Here is a 21,170-nt window from a genome sequence, read left to right as displayed (position 1 = left end):
TGTTCAATCTCCTATTCTCTCTTGCCCATCGCTTCAACAATGGCGCCTTTCAGCTTAGCAGGATCACTCTCGAACTTATACAAAGCTTGAATGCTGATACCAGCTGCTTCTACAAAGCTCTCTACTTGTTTGTAACGTGTGACTACGCCTGCGTCAGTTTCATTGTATACAGGTAGTTTCATAAACATATCAAAGATAAGATCCGTGTCGTTAGCACGTTTTTCAAGCTTTTTATCAGTCGATTTATCTGCATTGAAGATCGCTTTAGTAATACCCCAAGCGCCTGCTTTCGATGCGCGGTCACGTCCAGCCTGCTTCAAGGATCTAGCAATTGGCATAGCAGCACCGATACCAGAAGCAACGATTTTCAGTGGTGTCCCCACCTGTGCTCCTACCCCTGTTAGCGTAGCAATATCTGCCGCAATTTTGGTAAGCTCAAGCCCGATTTGAATAGCTCCACGGTCTGTTCGCTTCACGTTAATCTTCTTCATTTCTTTCGCTAATTCATATTGAGCGATTTCATCCAGTTGTTGATTGGCTGCTGCCACTTTGACTGGATCTCCGGATGCAATATCCGCTTGCAGTTGCTGCTTTTTCGTAGCTAGCTTCGCTTTGTCTACACCAGCATTTCGCGTGTACCAACGTTTTTCCTTGAGAATATCGGCGTGCTCAGCTTTGCCTTTGAAATCACGTTTCATCGTCGTCATGGCGCTGCGATTTAAGCCCGCTTTGATCACATCAACGGTTTTGATGGCAATTTTCACACCGCTTACGGCAATACTGACGCCCGGTATAACAGCTGTCAAACTAGCCGTACTCGTCTCCATGATCTCCATGATGCCCTTCGCCACTTTGATACCCGATTGCGCAGCTTGGATAGCATTACTAACGATCTCGATAGTCCCTCTTGCTTTTTCACCTTTATCGAGCCCACCATTTTCGGAGTGCTTACTGTACATATCGTAAATGCCTTTAACTGCCATAATCGTATTCTTGACTGCGGAGATCGCTTCCGCCACTGTGCCGGTATAATCACTGACAGAAGAAGAACCGCCTACGCCATTTTTATGCCCCGTTGATTTGGCTGCTTTGTCTACGAGACCAGCCGAGCCGCTGACCATTTTACCGCCTGACTCAATCATGGCTGATCCTGTGCCTGCATACTGCCAGCGTTTGTTATGACCAGTTCGGTTCGCATCACCAGAAACATTGAGTGTTTCTCTGATCGCACTCATGATCTGGAAAGGCCCGCTCACAAGATCTGCGGTAGAAGCTACAGCCCCCATGGTAGCTGACTGTTGCGCCGTTCCAGCATCTTTCGTTTTATCGTACGACTCTTTCAAATCATCGGCACGTTTACCGAAGCTGTCGGAGAACGTTCCACCCACCCCAGATGTCATGTCTGCATTATCCTTGGTATTGTCTCCTGTAGGATGCATGGTAGAAGCGGATGGTACCGTTGGCGTAATCACCGTTGGCGCTGGTGTTTGCACAGTCGCTGTTTGCGGTGCTGTCAGGGTTGTTGGGGCTGGTGTTTGACTAGTTGTCGCTGTCTGCGATGTTGTCGTCGTTGTTGGGGCTGGTGTCTGTGTCGTATTCGTTGCCTGCGGTGCTACTATTGTCGTGGGCGCAGGTGTAGTAGGTCTTGGCGGTGCGCCAGTCCCTGACCTGCGGCGGTGGAAAGCGACTGGCGGTGCCACGGTGGGAACTGGCGTTTGTGTTTGCGTTGGATTCCGCTGAATGAGCTGATTCGCGTAAGCTTGTGTTGCGCGATTACCAACTGTACGCTGCATCTGCATAAAGATGTTAGTCCCCATAGGTAACACTTGTGAGGCACTGGTACTTATCGGACCCGCTTGCAATTGCTGAGTGCGCTGATGCGAGGGGCTCGCTGGTTTGGTCTGGCCTTGTTTTCCTTGGGGCATCTCTACCTAGCTCCTTCATGGTCTTAAATTCATACTTGTTCGCTTTACTTGCCGCCTCGTTGTTGAACAACATGGGTTAATTCATGACCAAGCAATTCTTGCCCCTCGCGTGTATCTGGGTTGTATCGGCCTTCCCTAAAGAACACGTCATTTCCCGTAGCAAAAGCCTCTGCACCTATGGATCGATTAATCTTGGATGACTCTGAATCATTATGTATATTTACGTTGCTGAAATCGGTTTTGAACGCCGATTCCATCTTCGCTTGAATACTTGCGTCCATTTTGCTGCCGCTGCCTTGTTTCGCTTTAATCTGCGACTCAATCCCTGCATCCGCTTCAAATCCGCCTTCGGACGATGCCTTCATCTGCAGCTCTTCTTCCTCTGCTTCCCCGCCTTCTGAGCGTTGGATCGACTCCAAGGTTGGCTTCATCTGCAGCTCCTCTTCCTCCGCTTCCCCGCCTTCTGAGCGCTGGATCGACTCCGAGGTTGGCTTCATCTGCAGCTCTTCTTCCTCCGCTTCGCCGCCTTCTGAGCGCTGGATCGACTCCGAGGATGGCTTCATTTGCAGCTCTTCTTCCTCTGTTTCCCCGCCTTCTGAGCGCTGGATCGACTCCGAGGATGGCTTCATCTGCAGCTCCTCTTCCTCCGCTTCGCCGCCTTCTGAGCGCTGGATCGACTCCGAGGATGGCTTCATTTGCAGCTCTTCCTCTTCCGACTCCCCGCCTTCTGAGCGTTGAACATCTGGCTTAGAGGCTCCACTACTCTCTGACGCAGCAATATGTTCAGCCGCTTGTTTCCCCATTTGATCAGCTTCTTGCTCATACGCATCACCAGCTGGACCAACGGTCATTTTGGTCTGAATGTTCAACATATTGCCAACAGCGCGATTGCCGATAGCTCGTTGAATGTTCATCAGATCGGAGGATACGGGAGAATTTGGTTTATTGCTTTTCTGATTCGTATGCAAAGAAGAATCTGGTTGCCGGTTAATATGGGATTTTTGCATGGCATAACCCTCCTAGCGAGCTTTTAATGGAAGCATTGATTCAACCCTGATTTGCACTTCTACATGTCCGTCCCTCAGTGCAAGAAGTCTGTCTATTAACTATATCACAACGCTTTACAGCGGAGTTTACAATTTGATTGGATTGCGATCAATAATGAGCACGGCAATATCATCCGATTGGACGGCTCCATCTGCGAAGAGATCTACATCCACCACCATCTGACCAAGCAATTGCTCCGGCTTACTCGCTTGCTCCTTCACCAACACATCTTGGAGCCGGGCAAAGCCATATTGGTGTTGAAGTCGGTCTTCTGCTTCCGTAATGCCATCTGTATACACGATGATGCGATCTCCTAGATCTAAAGTGACCTCATTATCCATATACAGCATGTCGTCCATGACGCCAAGCGGGAGTCCTTTTTTCCCTTTTAAAAGCTCCACTTCACCGCCTGCCCTCACGATATAAGGCGGACAATGACCGCCGTCACTATATAGAAGTTGACCTGTCGCAACGTTCAATACCCCGCAGAAAATCGTCGCAAACATCGTGGAGTCATCCTTATAGAGCTCTTGATTGACGGCCGTTAGCAGGCCACCTGGTGTCAACTCAGCTGACATTTTACCTTTGAGCAGCGTCATCGTCACCGCCATGAACAAAGCAGCGGGAATCCCTTTGTCTGAGACATCGCCAAGCACAAAGAATAAGCGATTCTCGTCAATTCGAAAATAATCATAGAAATCGCCGCCTACTTCGCGCGCTGGTCGAATAATCGCCTGCGCCTCCGCTTGGGCATTAAGAAACATATCTTTGCCATCTGTTCCAAGCTCAGCATCCGCACCACGACTTTGCAAACTTAAACTCTTGCGAGGAAGAAATCCCATCTGAATGTCGGTGGCGATCCGCAGTTCACTTTCCATGCGTTCCTTTGCCGCCGTCGTTACTTTCAAAGCATGTATCGATTTCTCCAAGGCATCGTACAGCATCGCATTTTCTAGCGAAGCCGCCGTTGGCGAAGCGATCGATTCCAGTAACTGCAAGTCTCGATCCGTGAACGGTGCATCGCCTCGTTTGTTCAAAACCTGCAGCACGCCAATGATTTTCCCCTTACTGACTAGAGGAACACAGAGCATGTTACGCGTTGGATAATCGACGCGCTTGGCGACCTTCGATGACCAGCGTTCATCCCGTGCCGCATCGTCAATCTTAACCGACTTCCCTGTCTGTGCGACCCAGCCTGCAATGCCTTCGCCGATCTTGAGGCGGATTTCACGCACCTCATCACCTTTTGCTCCGAGCGCAAGGTCAAAAAACAGTTCACCCTTCTCCTCGTCGACCAAAATAACAGAGGATGCCTCCGCATTCATGATCCGAGATGAAGTTTCCATGATTTTGACAAGCAGGTCCTGTTTGCGAATGGTTGAGTTCACTTCCAAGCTCACATCAAAAAGCTGCATCGTCCGCCTAAGCTCCAACTCCGCTGCTTGCCGTTTTCGATTCCCTAGCTGCCACTGGATGACAGCCACAAGACACAAAATTACAAGCACGCCTACGACAAGATCCATCCAGCTCAGCTCCTTTTTATCCAATCAATTAGCCAGCTTAACTATCCCTAATCCATTTAAAGTTGTTCTCAAAACTAATTATTTAATGGCATTAATTGCTTCGTCTTCGGTCTCATACAGCTTGAAAATGCTGCTAAAGCCCGACATATCAAAAACTTCCTTCACATGCTCGTTCATCCGAGCTAGCGCAAGCTTACCTTGAATCACTTTGACCATTTTGGCAGCGGATAGCAAGCTTCTTAGTCCTGCGCTGCTGACATAATCCAGCCCTTGTAGATTAAACACGAACTTGCCATTGCCTTGCTCAACCAGCTTAGCAAAAGCTGATTCCAAGCTTGCGGATGTATTGCCATCCAATCTCCCCTGTAAGCTTACCAGTACAATGTCATCTTGCTTCTGCTCGGTAATGTTCATGAAACACCCTCCTCTTGGATGCGATTTTTCTTCATTAGAAACACATTCTCCTCATTCAAGCGCTCATAGTGCAGTTCGTCCATGACTTGCCTGACAAAATGAATACCCAACCCGCCGATACCTCGCTCCTCAATAGATAAGTCGGTGCGGGGGCTGGATTTTAACAGTGGATTAAAAGGAATCCCACGATCGGTCAGACAAAGCTCCCAACCGTCCGGGGTTTGCCCAACATCAAGGCGAATCGTATGCATCCCATTTGGAGCAGATGGGTAGCCGTATAGAATAATGTTTGTAACGAGCTCATCGCAGACCAAATTGATTTGAAACAGAGACTTCTCATCCATGCCGAGAGTCCCTGATATGCCTTGGATAAAGGCCGCTAGACGTTCTAGCTCTTGTAAATCGTTGCTCAATACGATGGACTCAATACTCAATCCGATCACTCCTACGACATTTTCAACAGCATGTTTTCCAGCAATCGTACTCTTGCACTTGAAGCATGCAGCATCCCGATTCCAATCTCCGGGTACAGTCTCACTAACCGTGATAAACTCTCTCCCTGCAAGGTAAGGACGCGTACCTCATCGAATATCGCCTGTGCGGTAACGGACGATGGTGAGCCGTCTAATGCCGTCGTTTCCCCAACTGCTTGCTTAGGTCCCAAAACGCCAATCGTCGATGTCTCACCAACACCCGTCTCATTGCTTAATTCAACATGCCCCTCAATAAGGAGATACATCGCTGCATTGGGTTCTCCCCGCCGCAATAAGTAGGTTAAATCCTCATGAACTTCTTCGGTTGCAATTCCCGCAATTAAACCTAACTCATCAACGGACAAATCCGCGAATAAACTGACTTGCTTCAAAAAGATCACTTTATCCAGCATCGTTAAAAACTTGCGTTCTTCCTTCATATCTGCACGCTCCAATGCACTTAGTGCGTAGATAGCAATATCCTTGAGCCAGCTGTCTGCCCATGTTGTAGCTTCTTGAAGCAGTTGAAGCGGCTGTAATTCTTCCATGACAACTGCTACGCCTTCCTGTTTCAATTGGTCTAATAAAGCATAGGCCAATTTCCGATCGCCGAGTCCCTCCGCAAGTACCTCCAAACCGTTCTCACGAAGTTCAACATTCGCGTCTTGAATGGCTTCGCGCAGTGTCATAATGATCCGCTCATCGACGAGCTTAGCCATGACGGACCATGCCCCATCAATTAGTGCATCATGCAGCTCTCCACAGCGTTCCTTCGCGAGTTCCGCAAGTCCCATGAGGCCCAGCTTCTCGAGCGCAATAGGCAGCGCTCGCTCCTGTGTCGATGCTTGCAGCCGCTGTACACAAAGCTCAACGAGCATTGAGCGCAGTCTACCTTCCTCCAACAGTTCAGCGAGCGTAGTTACAATGGCATTCCAGATGAATGGATTCGGATGGTGACTGTACTCCAGGAGTGTAGGCAATGCTTTCTCGCCCATATCCACAAAGGATTGCAGAATAGCTTTGCGCAGCTCCTGATCCGCCATGGACACCATCCCCAGCATGACAGGAATGCTTTCCACGTGCTGAAGCTTACCGATACAATGCGCTGCTGCCACCTTCACAGCGGGACGCTCCTCATCAAGTAATGACACGACCCAAGCTGTATACGTATCTAGTTTCAGATCAGCTACCGTATGGCAGCCATAGACAGCCCATTCTCCGCCGGTATCCAGCATTTTGATAATCGCTTCCTCACAGGCCGCGTAGCTCTCTTCACTTTCCAGTGCGTACAGGGCTTTGACGCCTTCATGCACCACCTTCGGATGCGTATCCAACAACTTCACACGGATAAAGAAATGGGACTGGCTCTTCAAATGAGAAGCCTTCGAAATCAACTTCACACACTCGGCACGAACCTCTGGATCCTCATCCTCCAGGAAGGACGCGACCTGCACGAGATCCTGAATCGTGGCACCCTGCAGGTTCATCGCGCGTAATACCGCAATTCGAATCCGCGAGCTCTCTTCCCCGATCATTTGGATCAAATGAGGCAAGAACGCGGAATCTTTCGCTTTACCGATAATTTCCAAGGCAAGCTCCCGCACGTAATCATTAGGGTGCTTCAAATAGGCCAGGATCGCCGATAAAGCCTTGGAGCTGCGTATACCTCCGATAAAAGAGCTCGCAATTTCCGATAAATCCCCATGCAAGGATTGTACGCTTTTGACCAATTCACGAATATACAGATTTCGACCAAACCAAGCTACAACGACCAGAATCCCTGCAATCACGACACCTAGCCACGCTAGAGGCGACAATCGAAGGAGACCGAACGAATGAAGCATAGAAAAAAACGAACCAATTAGAATACCGCCAGAAGCAGCGACCCCTTGCGCAAAATAACGATAGCCATCCCGTTTGGAGATCGGCATCATTTTGAAGAAAAGCTGATAACAAGGCTCTGCAATGTAATACAGCAAAATATAAAAAACCGCATATGACCCGGAAACCATCACTAATCCAAGCGATTGATTCATGAATAATGCTGTGAGTCCAAAACCGCCAAAGAAGAGGACCGTTATACCTAATAAAATATTACTAGCACCTAACCAGTTCATTAAGCGCGTTGATATCGTTTGTAATAATAGACAGAACGTAAATTGAATTGCCGTGATTAAGCCATAAAATGAGGTCAAATCCCCTTCATTAGAGAACTTAAACTCCGCTGCCGTAAAATATTGATACTCCATCATAAAATAAACGGCCGGCATGAGCGTCATGAGTGCAACTGCACACAGCAGGAATGGACTTCGCAGCATTTGCTTAGCGTAATAGCCAGAGGACTGCTGCTTCTCATCCTCAGTGAGAGAGACTGGCTGCGCCGTCTTCAGCCTCTTGTCTTCTTTCAGAGTGAGAGGGACTAAGTATCGCATAAGTGCTCTTCGGAAGAAGACGAACCCGAACACCATGAGCACAGGCGCGAGCGCATACACAGCTTCCGTGCCCAGCAGCTTGCCTAATTGATGCGCGAGCAAACCTGCTGTAATTCCGCCTGTCGTAGTAGCCGCGATAAATACGGGCATAAGTCGCTTCGCCTGTTGGGTAGGACACAAATCAAACGCTGTGCTCCACAAAAGCAAGGTCAACTGTCTCACAACAAAATTCGAAGTTAGAAAAAGTATCGGATAGTAGTAGCGATAGTCAATGCCGCCGAGCTTAAATCCAAGCAATACGGCACCGTTTAGGAAGAGCAATCCCATCAGTATGACGTATAGTGTGCTCATCATCTTGGCCTTCGGCAGTCGGTTCGCGAGCTTCGCTAGGAGCCAGCCTTCAAGCGGCATAATAGCGGCTTCAACCATATAGATATAGGGCAAAAATTGCACGCCGAAGCGTTGATTAAAAAGTGCCATGAACGCCGTATAATTCAAGGATTCCGCAATTCCACTAAAGTAAAAGATCGGCAGCATCATCCAAAGCTTACGACTGTCTTCTGCGCGCAGCCCCATCCACCCTTTTAAGGTTCCTTGCATCTCATCAGGTCCAATCTATTAGTCTATCTGTCAAGGGGACAGTGGTTTATAAAAGGCTAATCTAGCCTCACCATCATAATAATAATTCGGATAGGTACCAATTAATTCGAAGCCATTGGCTTTGAACATCTTTTGAATCGGGAGATATTCAGGTAAATCACAGGTGTAGGTTAAAATGTAACGTCCCTGTGCGGTACGGGCAAATGTTTCTAACGCTTGAAATAACACCTTTGCAAATCCATGTCTGCGATATTCCCGGTGGACTGCTAAGTAATCCCACAGAAATCCACCGGATTGATGTTCATTCTCTTTGCAGCTCGTCACCGCGATAATATCACCAACATCATTCTCAATAAACCAATGCCGGTGATTACGCTGAGATAAGCTAAGCTTCGGCGCATTACGGAAATGCTCCAGCTCGCCTGGGGTATGATGCTGATCATCGAAGGAGAGTGGTGATAGATAAAAATCTGTTATCCGTACAGCATCTTTCTCCATCGTTAATTCATGTACAGTCCAATTACTTACCTGCATGTTACAATCACCTCTTTAAGAAACGGATAATGCACCATTCCATTCACCTGTCGTGCCTTGCTGGAAATACTCATCGCACACATAGAAATACAGCTGGGCTGCTTTATCTTGACGGTTTTGCTTGATGACCATCAAGAAAGCTTCACGTGCATCATAGAATCGTCCCACCTGATAGTACGTAACAGCCTGCTCGAACAAGGCTTTCGTCTTCTCTTTCAAAGCGCGGATCGTTTCTGCATCTCCTTGATAGACATCGAACAAGTGAAGAGGCTCTTTGACGCCATCCACTTGTATCAAACCAAGATTGCGATAGAGGAAGTCAGAAGGCTTTGCCAAGGACTTTACCACGGAATCCGTGATAAGAATGGATGATCCTAGCGGCTCAGTCATCTTCTCCAGCATTGTCGCTAGGTTTACACCGTCGGAAATAACATTTCCTTCCAAGCGTTGTTCCTCCCCAATGATACCAAGGCGGAGAGGACCTTTATGTAGACCGATACCAAAATCAAGCGGAGAATAACCTACACTCAATCTATGCGAGTTGTATGTATCTAGCTCCTTCCGCATCTCCACACAAGCGAGCAGCGCTTCATCCGTCTGATTCGGGAATAAAGCCATAAAACCTGCACCCAGATACTTATTCATAAGCCCTTCATGCTTGCGGACATACGGACCGAATCGTTTGAGGAACGAATTGACGAAATTAAAATTTTCTTCTGGCGTCAGCCTTTTGGATAATTGATAAAACCCTCGGATGTTAAAAATCAGGATGGACATGTTCTGTTCCACTTGATCCCCCAGCTCGACATCCAAAATGCTTTCTTTATTCAAGAACCGCAGAAACTGCTGCGGAACGAATCGATAGTAGGATTGACTGAAATTCTCCACCTTGGTGATGTAATCCCGAATCCGTGCAGCCATCGTGTTGACGCTGTCGCCCAGGTCCGACACTTCATCCCGTGTATTGATTTTCACAACGGTATCCCAGTTCCCTTTGGCAATTTCGCCTACACTGTTGCGCAGCTTCCGAATAGAAGAGAGAAGCACATACGTCATGATCACAAGCACGAGCAGTAAGCCTACCGAGATAAAAGCAATATTGCGAATAATCGAATTTAGGACTGACTGGCGATGCTTCAGCAAGCCATCCAAGTTCTTACTTGTTTCAAAAACACCCACAATTTTACCCGATGAGTTGAAAATCGGAGCGATGGCATAGCGCCATTCTCCAGAGAAGTCCTCCCATTGGCCTGTTGCCGTCTTGCCTTCCAGAACAACCTGTTGATTCTCTGGCGTTTGCTGGAATGGATTAAACATATGCATGCCATCATCATCTTCCAGAATGCGATAAATGACGCCATCTTCATATTTATATACAGCCTTATAAAAGCCTTGATTATCGTCTCGTGCATTATTCTCGAAGACAGATTGAATCTTCTTGCGGAAGGATTGATAAATGGTACCGCCGTAATCCAAAGGGGATGTGAGGCTTTGCAACTTGTCGCCATCAACCAGGTTTTGACCGTTTTTCGCAAGTAAGATCAACTCACTAAACGTCTCTTCTTCCATTTTCTTAGAGAAACTGTTGTAAATGACGGTAGAGAGGAGAATCATCGAGAATGCAATGACAGGAATTAGAATGAAAATCTGCTTCACCATAAGCGGCAAACGTCTCTTAAACAGGTTAACGAACACGATTTTGATGGCATAAAGCACCAGCAAAATGAATGCCACAGCGATCGACCATACCAGAATGTCATGATTTTGAGCAGACTGACTAAATTCCGCTTCAATAAGTGAAGGTGTGATCGTACCATCGGGAAGTCGACGATTAATTTGCGCGGACTCTACGATAATGAGACTGCCATCGGGACCAATACTGCTCGCAGTCGTATCAAAGGCAAACTCCACACCGCTCTCTTTGGCCTTCTCATCGTTAATAAGCCCCTCTAATACATAAGGTTGTTTCGGATCCAGCCTTGTAATCATACGCGAGTTAAAATCAATGAAAATCAACCGTCCCTGATGATCCAAATGCAGGCTCTCTGGGAAATTCCGTCGCGTGCGATCTAGCCCAGGGAGTGGATAGACCAGCTCGGAGTGTCCATCGCTAAAAGCACGATAAATTTCACCACTCCGCGTGGAGTAATAGATATCTCCTGGCTTAAATCCATCAGCTTCTGACACGTATTTGTTGTCAGGAAGCGGAATCGTATAAACGAGCTTAGGCTCTGTGGTAGAACCATTCCCCGTGGGTGTTTCGTATAAGGTTAAATTCTTTACTTCATCGTTGAAAAAGTACACCATTCCCTCGTGCACTTGCACATTGCGCAAGGAGCCGAGCCGGTATCTCGTGGACTGTGTGTCGCCATATTCCTGTGTGAATAGGCTGCGATCAAATTCACCATTTGGTTTATAGCGTACAATTTGTTCGGATTTAACAGCAATCCCATATGGATCTAGCAAGGTCCGAATCGTATACAAATAGCCCTGATCATCGACCGCCATATCATTAAACCGATACACTTCACCATTTTTCCCAGTTTCACTAGTAATGGAGAATTCGAGAATACCTTGGGCATCCAGCTTGTGAATCGTTTTTTTGGCGTTATCGATGACGAATAAATTATTTTGCGAGTCTGAGATGGCCTTCGATAATCCGTCGAAAGGCATGCTTTTTTTCCATGGCCACAGCTGGATGCTATCTTGGTGTGTGCCCAGATAAGTACCTGCAGCACCCAGTAGCAGCAAGACGAGCAGCAATGCCGCAATCGATTTCTTCATCGCTTGTAATCTCCTCTTAATTTGTAATCTGAATGATTTGCATCGCTGCGTTCCAGTCAACACCCAGGCCCAAAGACTCGGAAATGAATCTTAATGGCACATAGGTCCTACCATCTAGTAACAAGGATGGTCCATCTATTACGATCGGTTGCCCATCGATATAAGCAGTGACTTGGTTAATTGAGCTTGTAATCGTTGTATATTCGGTGCTCACTGTGACTGTAAAGCTCTCTGGGTCCCAATCTACCGCCGCTCCGAACGATTCGGAAACAGATCGTATAGGTAAATAGGCTTGTCCATTTATTATAACAGGCGGAGCCGTGAATTTGATAGAAATATTGGAAGAAAGCACGTTTTCTGCCGAAAAAGGTTGAATCGTGACAGATTGCGAAGGGCCTTGGACTTTGCCGCTAGATTCACCAGCTTTTTCATCAGAAGAAGTAGGGATGGACGTTATGCTCGCCAAGCTTTCGGCGACTTCGGCAAGTTCCTGCAGCTCCTCTGGCGCGTACTTCGTCTTCTCCTGCTGCTGCAGCTCGCCCAGCAGCTTCTCGACCTGCTGTTCAAGCTGCGCTTGTACGGCCGAATAGGCTGGCAGCTCCGCCACCAAGGCCTGTACCGCGTCCAGCTTCGCGAACAGCGCGGCCTTCTGCGTCGACAGCTTCGCTGCGTCGACGGCCTCGAGCGAGCGGGTCAGCGTCGCGACCCGCTCCGTGTCCTGCTGCGCCTGCGCTGCGCTCAGCGCAGCTTGCAGCTTCTGCTTCGCTGCTGCGAGCGAAGCCAGACCTGCGGATGCGCCCGTCTGCGCATCCGCGAGCTGCGCCTGCGTCGCGAGAAGCTGCTGCAGCAAGGCTGCAGCGGCTTCCGGCTCGCCGGCGGCGAGGGCTTGCTCCAGCTTCAGCTGCTGGAGCTCAGCTTGATCGGCCAGCTGATCCTCGCTGGCCTGCTCTCCAGCGGCGGTGTTCCCATCGCCGCCATTGCCCGTTGACCCGTCGCCCGGCTCCGCCGGCGATGCTTCCTCGGACAGCGCTACGATCAGCGCGTCCGGGTTGTTCACCAGCTCCATCTGCGAGAGCGCGGCTTTGGTGTCGCCTTTGAGCAGCGCCTCCAGCATACCGAGCTGGGCCTTCGCGTCTTCCAGCTGTACAGCAAGATCCGCGATCTCATTCAGCTTCATGGCCGCCACAGCCGCTGTTTTGGCAGCTTCCAGCTTCTCGATATCTTGCTTTAATGTATCAATCTTGCCTTGCAGCTGTGCCGGTGTTTCTAGGGAAGCTATCGTGCCAGGTTCCTTGATTTCTACGGTCACCTTGATCGCGTCTACAGCTTCCTTAGACAGAACAGCTGAACTGGACGGGTTCGTTAAAGCTTCAGGATCTAAGGCTTCATCCATGCCAATCCAAGGGGCCCCCGGTGTATCCGATTGATACACCATCCCTTGTCCCGAACTAGCCATAGTAGCCGCAGCCGCATTAAAAGCTGCAGGCGTCAACGCTTCTAGCTTCACCTTGTAGGAACCGATAATGACTGTTCCCAAGCCTTCCTCCCCATTGGTGCCTTCACCTTCTCCGGCATTTTCGGAGTTGTCATCTGTTCCGTTGCCACCATCGTTCCCCGTACTCGAACCATTCTCCGCGCTCGCAGCAACCAATTGTCCTGTACTTCCTTTTCCATCTAGAGGCAACGTTTGAATGACTTGCTCCTTCTTATAAAGCACGACCTTAAGCTGATCAATTTGACTAAATTTCAGCGTTAAATTCCGCACCGACTTATTTATCTTCGTCCGCTTCCCGACGCGTTTACCGTCTTTGGTAAATACAGCGTAATCCGTTGCGCCCAGCTTTTTGCTCACATGAATACTGAAATCGCTAAGCAGCTGTCCAACTGCTGGCTTCAGCTTCCAAGTACCTACTGGCGCTTTAGGCTTCTCCGGTTTCATTGGAGACAAGCCATCATCTAGATCACGATATGGTAGAACCCCTTCGCGGAGCGTACGATTCACTGCCCCACCTGTTCCTAAATCGAGCTTACCTAACGCCATTTTATAAGCAATTTGAGCTGCCACAATTTGTTGATCCGCTTGCTCAATCGCATCTTTATAAGTCTGAAGCTCCTCTGCTTTCATCAAGCTCAGCTTCACCTTTTGGTTTGCCTTTGCTAAATTTGTTACCGCATTATCCTTATCTCGCAACGCTTGCGCATAGCCTTCTTCGGCACCCTTGGCTTCCAAAAAGGATTGCCTTATATCCGCAATAACCGCGTTTCGGCTTTCTACTTCCTGCAGCTGCGCCTTGTTCTGTTCCATTGTTGCTAGCGGCAATGCATTCGTCAGGTCATCCAAATAGCGCAATCCATCAAATTCGCCTTGAAGCAATGACTTTGGAATTGGAATGATTCCTAACAGCATAAAAAAGCCCTGCCAATCCTCTTTCACCCGAGTTAGCGTTTCATCGTAGCTCGCTTGAAACAGCTCCATATCGATCTCTTGCTCTTTGAATAACCCATCCATCACCCTCATGCGGGCCGGCCCAAATTTACCGCTGTATAAATTACGGGTCGTGTTCAGCTTTTCATCAGCCAAACGGCGAGCCTCCGTATCTCTTAACAGGGTTAATGTTGTCTTCTGCCCCATTGCTATATAGGTAGGAAGCATTTTCTGATTCAAATCCGCGTAATCTGGCTGAAACGAAAGCTCCACTTTATTTTCCATATCAAGCTGCAGTAGCTTACCTAGTGCCAAACGGCTTGACTTCGCCGTCAATTGCGCTTGTTTGTAGTCGGACGCTGCCCGCTCTAGCGCTTTGTCCGCCTTATCCTGTTCTGCAGCATCGGCAAGACCATATTTTCGCTTCGTCTTTACCGTATCTACCGCTGTTTTCGCTTCTTCGTATTTCTTACGAGAACGCTCTTCCGCCACAGCATCTTGGTAGGCTGTTAAATAGCTTTTCTCGATATCATATCGAGCCGTATTCGCTTGCTGCCGCAATGTTTCTTGAGCCATAAACAACTGCGACCTAGCGTCTGGCACCTTCAACCGGGTGCTTATATCCTGACTAAAATTATGGGGCTTTGCGAATAATCCTGCAGCTTTGGCTTCTTCATTGTTAACCGTATGCTGCGCTTGCTCCAGCTCGATCCTTTTCTTCAGCACATCCGTTCTGGCATCGCGCAGCTGAGGGCTCTTCTGGAGCCCCTGTTTAATAGCCTCCTGCATGGTCAAAGCCTTAACTCCTGCAGCTTCCACCCGTGCACTTACCGCCATGATTGAGGATGTTGCAAGCATGCATACTAGCCCTATTTTCACCATATTTAAACCAATCAGGACAAACCCCTCCGCTCACGTACTTCTCTCTCTTAATAGTACAATATCTCTACCACTCTCGCATCCATTCTTTGGGAGAAAATAGCGAAAATAATCGAAGAGAGGATTAGATTGCCGCATATTACCTTTTCTAGTAGTATAAAAGAATAACAAGAGCAAATTTTGCCGAATATTGCACGGGAAATAATTTCAAGGAAGGGGCTCAGAAAATGGGGAATCTAGTATGTGGCGGTGCGATGCTGCAATGCACATTTGGTGCTGCACCTAGCTCATTAATGGTCCTTCCAGCGAATATGGTCATGACCTCGATGCCTATCGCCAATATTATGGATAATAAGCCCATGGTGAATATACTGCCGTTTGGCATGTGCAATTCAATGGCAAATCCGATGGTAGCAGCTGCAACAGCAGCAGCTTTTGGCGTATTGACACCAATGCCCTGCATCCCGGTCACAGCAGCTCCTTGGGCACCAGGAGCTCCGACAGTTCTTATCGCGAATATGCCTGCGCTAAACAACAGCTCCAAATGCATGTGTAACTGGGGCGGTGTAATATCTGTTCAACAGCCTGGTCAGATGACGATTCAGGTCCCATAAATTCTTCTTTTTACAATTGAAATAAGGAGTGAGAGCATTGGAGCCGATTAAAACGATTGAGAAAGTGCTAAGGCCTATCGTAGCACCTTTCATCGGACATATTATGAAGGCCATCTTAACTGTTGGAAGGCTGCCTAAGTTAGCCATTATTAAATTTCAACAAATGATGCGAGTCATGCTGCAAACGCGCGAATCCTCTTTGAAAAACTACGTTTTGATCGGCTCCTACTACATCTCCAAAAGGCTTCTTGTCATCATCCTATTGTTCATTCTTGTTTTGCTTTTCTTCATCTTTATCCGTCCGCCAGCAATCGTAAATAAATGGCTCAATCGTGTACCCGTACTTCAAGAAAACACACCTAAGCTCAACAGCTTTTCGGGTAATGGTAAAATTGTGGCTGATCCCAAAAAAGACAAAAAAGAAGCACGCTATGTCGGCGATCTGGTAGATGGTCTTTATTCTGGTAAAGGTAAGCTTTACCATGACAACGGTGTTCTCGCGTATGAAGGCGATTATGAAAAGGGTCTAAAAACTGGGAACGGCGCACTTTATGATGAGCAAGGACACCTGGTGTATAAAGGTGCCTTCACTGCCGATGTCTATAACGGTGCTGGCACGCTGTATGATGAGAAACAGAAAGTGATTTATATCGGTGAGTTTCAAAATGGTAAATTCGGCGGGGCTGGCAAATTGTTTGTGCCAAGCGGCGACCTGCTCTATGAAGGAGCCTTCAATGGCGGCATGTATAATGGCGCTGGGAAGCTGTTCGCCCCTGGAGGCATCGCTCAATATGAAGGTGAATTCTCGGCAAGTCTGTATAATGGCGCTGGCAAGCTTTATGATGCAAAGGGCATCCTCATGTATGAAGGCGGCTTTAAAAATGGCAGCTATTCGGGAGATGGCACGGAGTTCTACCCTAGCGGCATGATGAAATACAAAGGTCAATTTCTTGTAGGTTTGTATAACGGCGAGGGCACCTCTTTTGACGAAAAAGGCGTACCGCGCCTCAAAGGCGCGTTCCAGAGCGGCACCCTGACCGGCGCCGGGGAAGCGTATGACGAGTTAGGCAAACTCGTCTACAAGGGCGATTTCAAGGCTGGCGTCTATGACGGCCTTGGTACGTTGTTTGACGCAGACGGCGCGCCGCTGCTGCGGAGCTTTTGGGCAGGCGGCGCAGTCAGCCTGCAGGGCTTCATCGGTTTGTCCAGCAAGAAAGTCGAAGACTTGCTGGGCAAACCGGCGGAAGTGACGCTGCAGGATGACAGCGTCATGCTCGCGGGCCAGGAGGCGGCGGTCGCAGACGCCTCCGGTGAGGAGCCGGCCGCAGGCGGGGCTGCCGGGGCCGCCGCGCCAGCAGCAGCGCCTGTCGGCGTGAAGCTGCTGCTGAGCTACCCGGCCTACCAGCTATCGCTGCTGGTAGAGCCGTCGAAGACTAACCCGAAGGAAGCGGTGGTTACGTCGCTTAGCATCTGGGGCTCGAAGCCTTTGGCGCTGCTGCAGCCAGGCATCGAGACCTTCAAGAAGCTGAACGAGCCTAACGATGCTGGCTACAGCGTTATGGAACTGGAAGTCGGCGCAGGTGCTGGCGCTTATAAGAATAGCTACTATAAAGGTGATTTCCTCTTCACGCTCACCCATTTTAATAGAACCAAAGAAGCTCACCTGTTACAGGTGAGCTCGACGAAATAAAAGCCTCTGGCCATGATTTCCGTGGCTGAGGCTTTTTTATTACAACTCTATGAACCATCCCGAAATTCTTGCAGAATTCTGCTGGCTTCATTGCGGTCCTCAACCTGCAGCTTATTCAAAATCATCGAAACGTAATTGGCAACGGTTTTGGCGCTGATATTTAGACGTGCGCCGATCTGGACATTGGTATGACCTTCAGCCATCTGCTCCAAAATCTCCATTTCACGTTTGGACAGTTCGGATAATGCCGGATGCTCCGAGGGGTTGAGTGTTCTCGGTTCGGAGAAAAAATGCATCATGCGTGCCGCAATATCGGAGCTGAACACAGCTCCACCATTGCCAACCATACGGACAGACTGAAGCAACTCGATTTCGTCAGCGTCTTTGAGCACATATCCTTTGGCTCCAACGCGCATAGCCGTAAAGACTGATTGGTCGTCGCGGAACATGGTGAGAATTAACACATGAATGTGCGGATATTTTTCTTTGACTAACCGAGTCGCTTCAATCCCATTGAGCCCTGGCATTCGTATGTCCATTAGAATCAAATCAGGCTGACATTGTTCCACAAGCCCCAGAACCTCATCTCCAGATGCCGCTTCTCCCACGACTATTAAATCTTCCGTGGTTTGAAGCAAATTTCGGACACCGCTTCGAAATATTGGATGATCATCTGCAATCATTATCTTCATCGTCTGTGATTCTCCTCTACACGGATTTATGCACGTTTAGGACAAGGGGATAACCGCCAAAACCCTGGCACCTCCGCCCGCAGGCCGGTCAATGTTACAGTGCCCCCCCAATTCAGCTGCCCGTTCCCGCATTGAAACCAGCCCAATCCCGCTCTTTCCTCCAGCAACTGGATTAACTGATAAAGGATCAAAGTGTGCTCCATTATCTCTAATTTCCACCTGAAGCTGACTGGTTTCGGATACTTCCAGCCTTACCGTACAGGAGGTAGCTTTAGTGTGTTTCACGACATTCACTAAAGCTTCCGTGACAATTCGATACACCGCCACTTCAACAGCGGCTGGAAGCGAAGGCAGCGGCCCAGGTGCATATAATTGAATGTCCAGCACTTCAGCGCCCTTCTCCCCTGCAAGCATCACCGCAGGCTTGGACAAGAGAGCAATCCGTTCCTGTATAGCCCCGATTAACCCAAGCTCATCCAGTGTTGGAGGACGCAGGTCATGGACCAGCGTGCGAATTTCATCCACCGTTGAGCGGATAACTTTGCGCAAGTCCGCCAACATTTCAATCGCTACTTCAGGCTGTTTCTCGACATAAATCTGAGCAGTCGCCGCATTCAGTGCAAGGGCAGCCAGCTTCGGCGCCAAATCATCATGCAAATTTTTTCGAATGTGGAGACGCTCTTCTTCCCGCGCTAGCACTAGCCTTTCCCTTGACTCCTGCAGATCCTGTGCCAGTAGCTTCATCCCCTGCGTCATATGCCAATTCTCCACAATCGGCCCAGCTTGCCTGAGGAGAACATCCAAAAATTTGTTGTCTTCCGCCGTAAATACTTCCCCTGCTGATCGGCTGGCAATGTGCAACGTCCCCAGTTCTATCCCGCGATGAATAATCGGCAGGACATGTTGCTCGTAGAGCAGGCTGCCAGCCGAAGCCACTAATGTAGTCTGTCCGCCGATACCGGTATAGATTGCCGTATATGGAAGCCGAAGCGCATCCTTCACCGTTCTTACAACAGCATGCAGCATGGCATCAGGATTCTGAGGTTGAATCAACTGATTGCCTAGCTCAAGCAGCACCGCGTAAGGATCGTCGTGGCGGCCTTTCATTAGCCGATTTACTTGCCGCTGCAACCATTCTTTCAGAGGAGCGAAAGCAACCGCCACAATCGCGGTTGCCAGTAACGAAACGACATAATGATCCCGAGTTTGAAATACACGGCTTAAATATAAAACGGTCACTGTATAAATGAGTACAATGCAAACTGACAAAGATCCATAAACCAAGGTTCGTTTGACCAACGGATCAATGTTCCACAGTCTTTGCCGCAGCACGGCGAACATTAATGTAATGGGAATAGCCGTAAGGGAGGCATTCAATACGCCGTTCAAATACACATAAGTCAGCGCTGTTCCATCATTAAGACTAGGGTCAAACAACGCACTCATGCCAATGAATCCAACAATGCTAATGGAAGCCCCATAAACGACCCATTTCGTTTGTTGCCGCTCGGCAGCAGTAGCCCTCTTTCGAAACCGATATACTTGGGAATAGATCAAAATTAGCGTGGATGAGCCATACCAGAGAAACTGTAATATGGCCGGGATATGAAACTTTTCCCACATCTGCCCTTCATAGACGAGCGTCATCACGTCCACGATCATAATGAGCACAAACACGTAACGCGACCATTTGGGCACAAATTTGCCATTCGGAAAAAGCAAGAGAAACAAGGATAAGGAAACCCAGCTTAGCATGGAGACTCCTAAGAACCAATAATGTGTAAAAACAGTTCCTTCGGATGCCGCCATGACCAACGATGGAAACGATGATCCGAAAGACACCATAGCGATGACTGCCACCAGCCCCATCGGTTCCCGGAATCCTTTCCAAAGCACGATCGCTGATGTCATATAAAAAACGAATGTAAACAAAACATCAATGAGTACGAATAACAGTCCAAATTGCTCCAAGCTAAACCCATTTGCCGGCAAAGGCATGGCAGGAACGAGATTACCGCAGCCTTGCATGATGCATTCCCCTACAAGTACCTTGTAGTACTGTGGAATTGCGCTTACATATAGCGCAGCTGTCAGTAGACTGAAGCTGAGTACAAAAAGCTGTGCAATCCGCATCAACCACAACACTTGCCGCTTGTTAACAGCTTCCGGACTGCCTGCGTTGCTCAGATTTAACATTCTTCCCACACCGCCATTCTTTCTTCTGAATGTTTGCCTGTATGTATTATAGCTTGCTGGATCGAAAGCTGAATATGGATATTGAGCAATTTCCCGACTCGGACCGTCAATTCCCAAATCGTCCCGCAAATATTCCCGAAAACCAGGAACACGCTGCTCTATTCTCCGTGATTTCCCTTCCATTAATCTAAACACAAGAGCAACACACTTAAACAATTGGAGGATGAGTAAAAATGACTGAGCAAAAAGTAATCAAATGGCTAGGCATGATTTGTATTTTAGCAGGAATTGCAAGAATGGGGATGACCCCTGCCTCTCTAATTTGGGGAACCGATAGCACACAAGAATTGACGGCAGGCTTAATTGCTTGCATTTTAATGTCTGTTGGGTCAATCGTTTTTTACCAGGTACAATCCCGTGAAACAGGGGTCACCGGTTTTATCACGATCCTCGCCATCATCATTGGCAATATCCTAACAACAGCGATGCTATGGTCCCAATTTGCTACCGGTGGAGCAGATGCGGTCCAACCGGAAGGGTTGCTGGTTAACTTATCACGAATGTTCGGTATGATTGGTTTCCTTGGAGGTACTTTGGTGTTCATGATCCTGACTTTCTTGGCAAAAGTTTTCCCTCGTTGGGTACCCGTACTCATGCTGATCATGATTCTCTCGATGTTCCTGCCCATTGCCGATAACAAATATTTTGCCTTCTTCTGGGGATTATCGTATGTAGGCATGGGATACTGCATCTGGACTAAAAAATTGATAAACGCTGCGTCACCAACATCACAACTCACTTATAATCATGATGAATTGATTTCTGGGTAAATGAAACGGGGTGGGTAAGACGAATACCGTCAGGAAGGTTCATCCTGACGGTCCTATTTGAATAACTTCCCTGGCACCAATTAGTCCGATTTTGCCGAGTTAATCTCACTGT

Annotated in this window: 14 protein-coding genes; 3 read left to right on the top strand and 11 right to left on the bottom strand. The window is 48.4% G+C overall.

The window, feature by feature from the left end:
• Window positions 1–11: 11 nt before the first annotated feature.
• The 9 genes from AC58QG_RS21235 to AC58QG_RS21195 form a co-directional block, all read right to left on the bottom strand.
• Window positions 12–1,925, bottom strand: coding sequence for a hypothetical protein (locus AC58QG_RS21235; RefSeq protein ID WP_497364124.1), 1,914 nt, complete (start codon window positions 1,923–1,925; stop codon window positions 12–14).
• A 44-nt stretch (window positions 1,926–1,969) separates the two neighbouring features.
• Window positions 1,970–2,932 carry an eCIS core domain-containing protein gene (locus AC58QG_RS21230; protein ID WP_497364123.1) on the bottom strand — a complete coding sequence of 321 codons (963 nt, stop codon included), beginning with the start codon at window positions 2,930–2,932 and terminating at the stop codon, window positions 1,970–1,972.
• Between the two features lie 126 nt (window positions 2,933–3,058).
• Window positions 3,059–4,495, bottom strand: a complete 1,437-nt coding sequence (locus tag AC58QG_RS21225) for a PP2C family protein-serine/threonine phosphatase (RefSeq protein ID WP_497364122.1) — start codon at window positions 4,493–4,495, stop codon at window positions 3,059–3,061.
• Between the two features lie 78 nt (window positions 4,496–4,573).
• Window positions 4,574–4,909, bottom strand: a complete 336-nt coding sequence (locus AC58QG_RS21220) for an STAS domain-containing protein (RefSeq protein WP_497364121.1) — start codon at window positions 4,907–4,909, stop codon at window positions 4,574–4,576.
• Window positions 4,906–5,343, bottom strand: coding sequence for an ATP-binding protein (locus AC58QG_RS21215; protein WP_497364120.1), 438 nt, complete (start codon window positions 5,341–5,343; stop codon window positions 4,906–4,908). The genes AC58QG_RS21220 and AC58QG_RS21215 overlap by 4 nt, the downstream gene beginning before the upstream one ends.
• Window positions 5,344–5,354: 11 nt before the next feature.
• A complete protein-coding gene (locus tag AC58QG_RS21210) occupies window positions 5,355–8,414 on the bottom strand; it encodes an MFS transporter (RefSeq protein ID WP_497364119.1) in 3,060 nt (1,019 codons plus the stop codon).
• Between the two features lie 30 nt (window positions 8,415–8,444).
• Window positions 8,445–8,948: a GNAT family N-acetyltransferase gene (locus AC58QG_RS21205; RefSeq protein ID WP_497364118.1), complete on the bottom strand. Its 504-nt coding sequence runs from the start codon at window positions 8,946–8,948 to the stop codon at window positions 8,445–8,447.
• Window positions 8,949–8,963: 15 nt separating this feature from the next.
• Window positions 8,964–11,732 carry an adenylate/guanylate cyclase domain-containing protein gene (locus tag AC58QG_RS21200; protein WP_497364117.1) on the bottom strand — a complete coding sequence of 923 codons (2,769 nt, stop codon included), beginning with the start codon at window positions 11,730–11,732 and terminating at the stop codon, window positions 8,964–8,966.
• Between the two features lie 16 nt (window positions 11,733–11,748).
• Window positions 11,749–14,994 (bottom strand): stalk domain-containing protein, encoded by a 3,246-nt coding sequence (locus tag AC58QG_RS21195; protein ID WP_497364116.1) that lies wholly within the window; start codon window positions 14,992–14,994, stop codon window positions 11,749–11,751.
• Window positions 14,995–15,263: 269 nt separating this feature from the next.
• On the opposite strand from AC58QG_RS21195, the gene AC58QG_RS21190 reads away from it, so the two are divergent.
• Window positions 15,264–15,650: a DUF4280 domain-containing protein gene (locus AC58QG_RS21190; RefSeq protein ID WP_497364115.1), complete on the top strand. Its 387-nt coding sequence runs from the start codon at window positions 15,264–15,266 to the stop codon at window positions 15,648–15,650.
• A gap of 28 nt (window positions 15,651–15,678) precedes the next feature.
• Window positions 15,679–17,340, top strand: a complete 1,662-nt coding sequence (locus AC58QG_RS21185) for an MORN repeat-containing protein (RefSeq protein ID WP_497364114.1) — start codon at window positions 15,679–15,681, stop codon at window positions 17,338–17,340.
• 47 nt (window positions 17,341–17,387) lie between these two features.
• Here AC58QG_RS21185 and AC58QG_RS21180 read toward each other — a convergent pair whose 3' ends face one another.
• Together AC58QG_RS21180 and AC58QG_RS21175 are read right to left on the bottom strand one after the other, a co-directional pair.
• The gene (locus tag AC58QG_RS21180; protein WP_497364113.1) at window positions 17,388–18,032 is read right to left on the bottom strand and encodes a response regulator transcription factor; all 645 of its coding nucleotides are present in this window, start codon (window positions 18,030–18,032) and stop codon (window positions 17,388–17,390) included.
• A 36-nt stretch (window positions 18,033–18,068) separates the two neighbouring features.
• Window positions 18,069–20,423, bottom strand: coding sequence for a sensor histidine kinase (locus AC58QG_RS21175; RefSeq protein WP_497364112.1), 2,355 nt, complete (start codon window positions 20,421–20,423; stop codon window positions 18,069–18,071).
• 38 nt (window positions 20,424–20,461) lie between these two features.
• Here AC58QG_RS21175 and AC58QG_RS21170 point away from each other — a divergent pair, with 38 nt between their 5' ends.
• On the top strand, window positions 20,462–21,058 hold the full coding sequence (locus tag AC58QG_RS21170) for a hypothetical protein (protein ID WP_497364111.1): 597 nt from the start codon (window positions 20,462–20,464) through the stop codon (window positions 21,056–21,058).
• Window positions 21,059–21,170: the final 112 nt, after the last annotated feature.

The organism is Paenibacillus sp. J22P169 (assembly GCF_059691995.1).
This window is presented reverse-complemented; position numbering and strand designations above follow the sequence as displayed.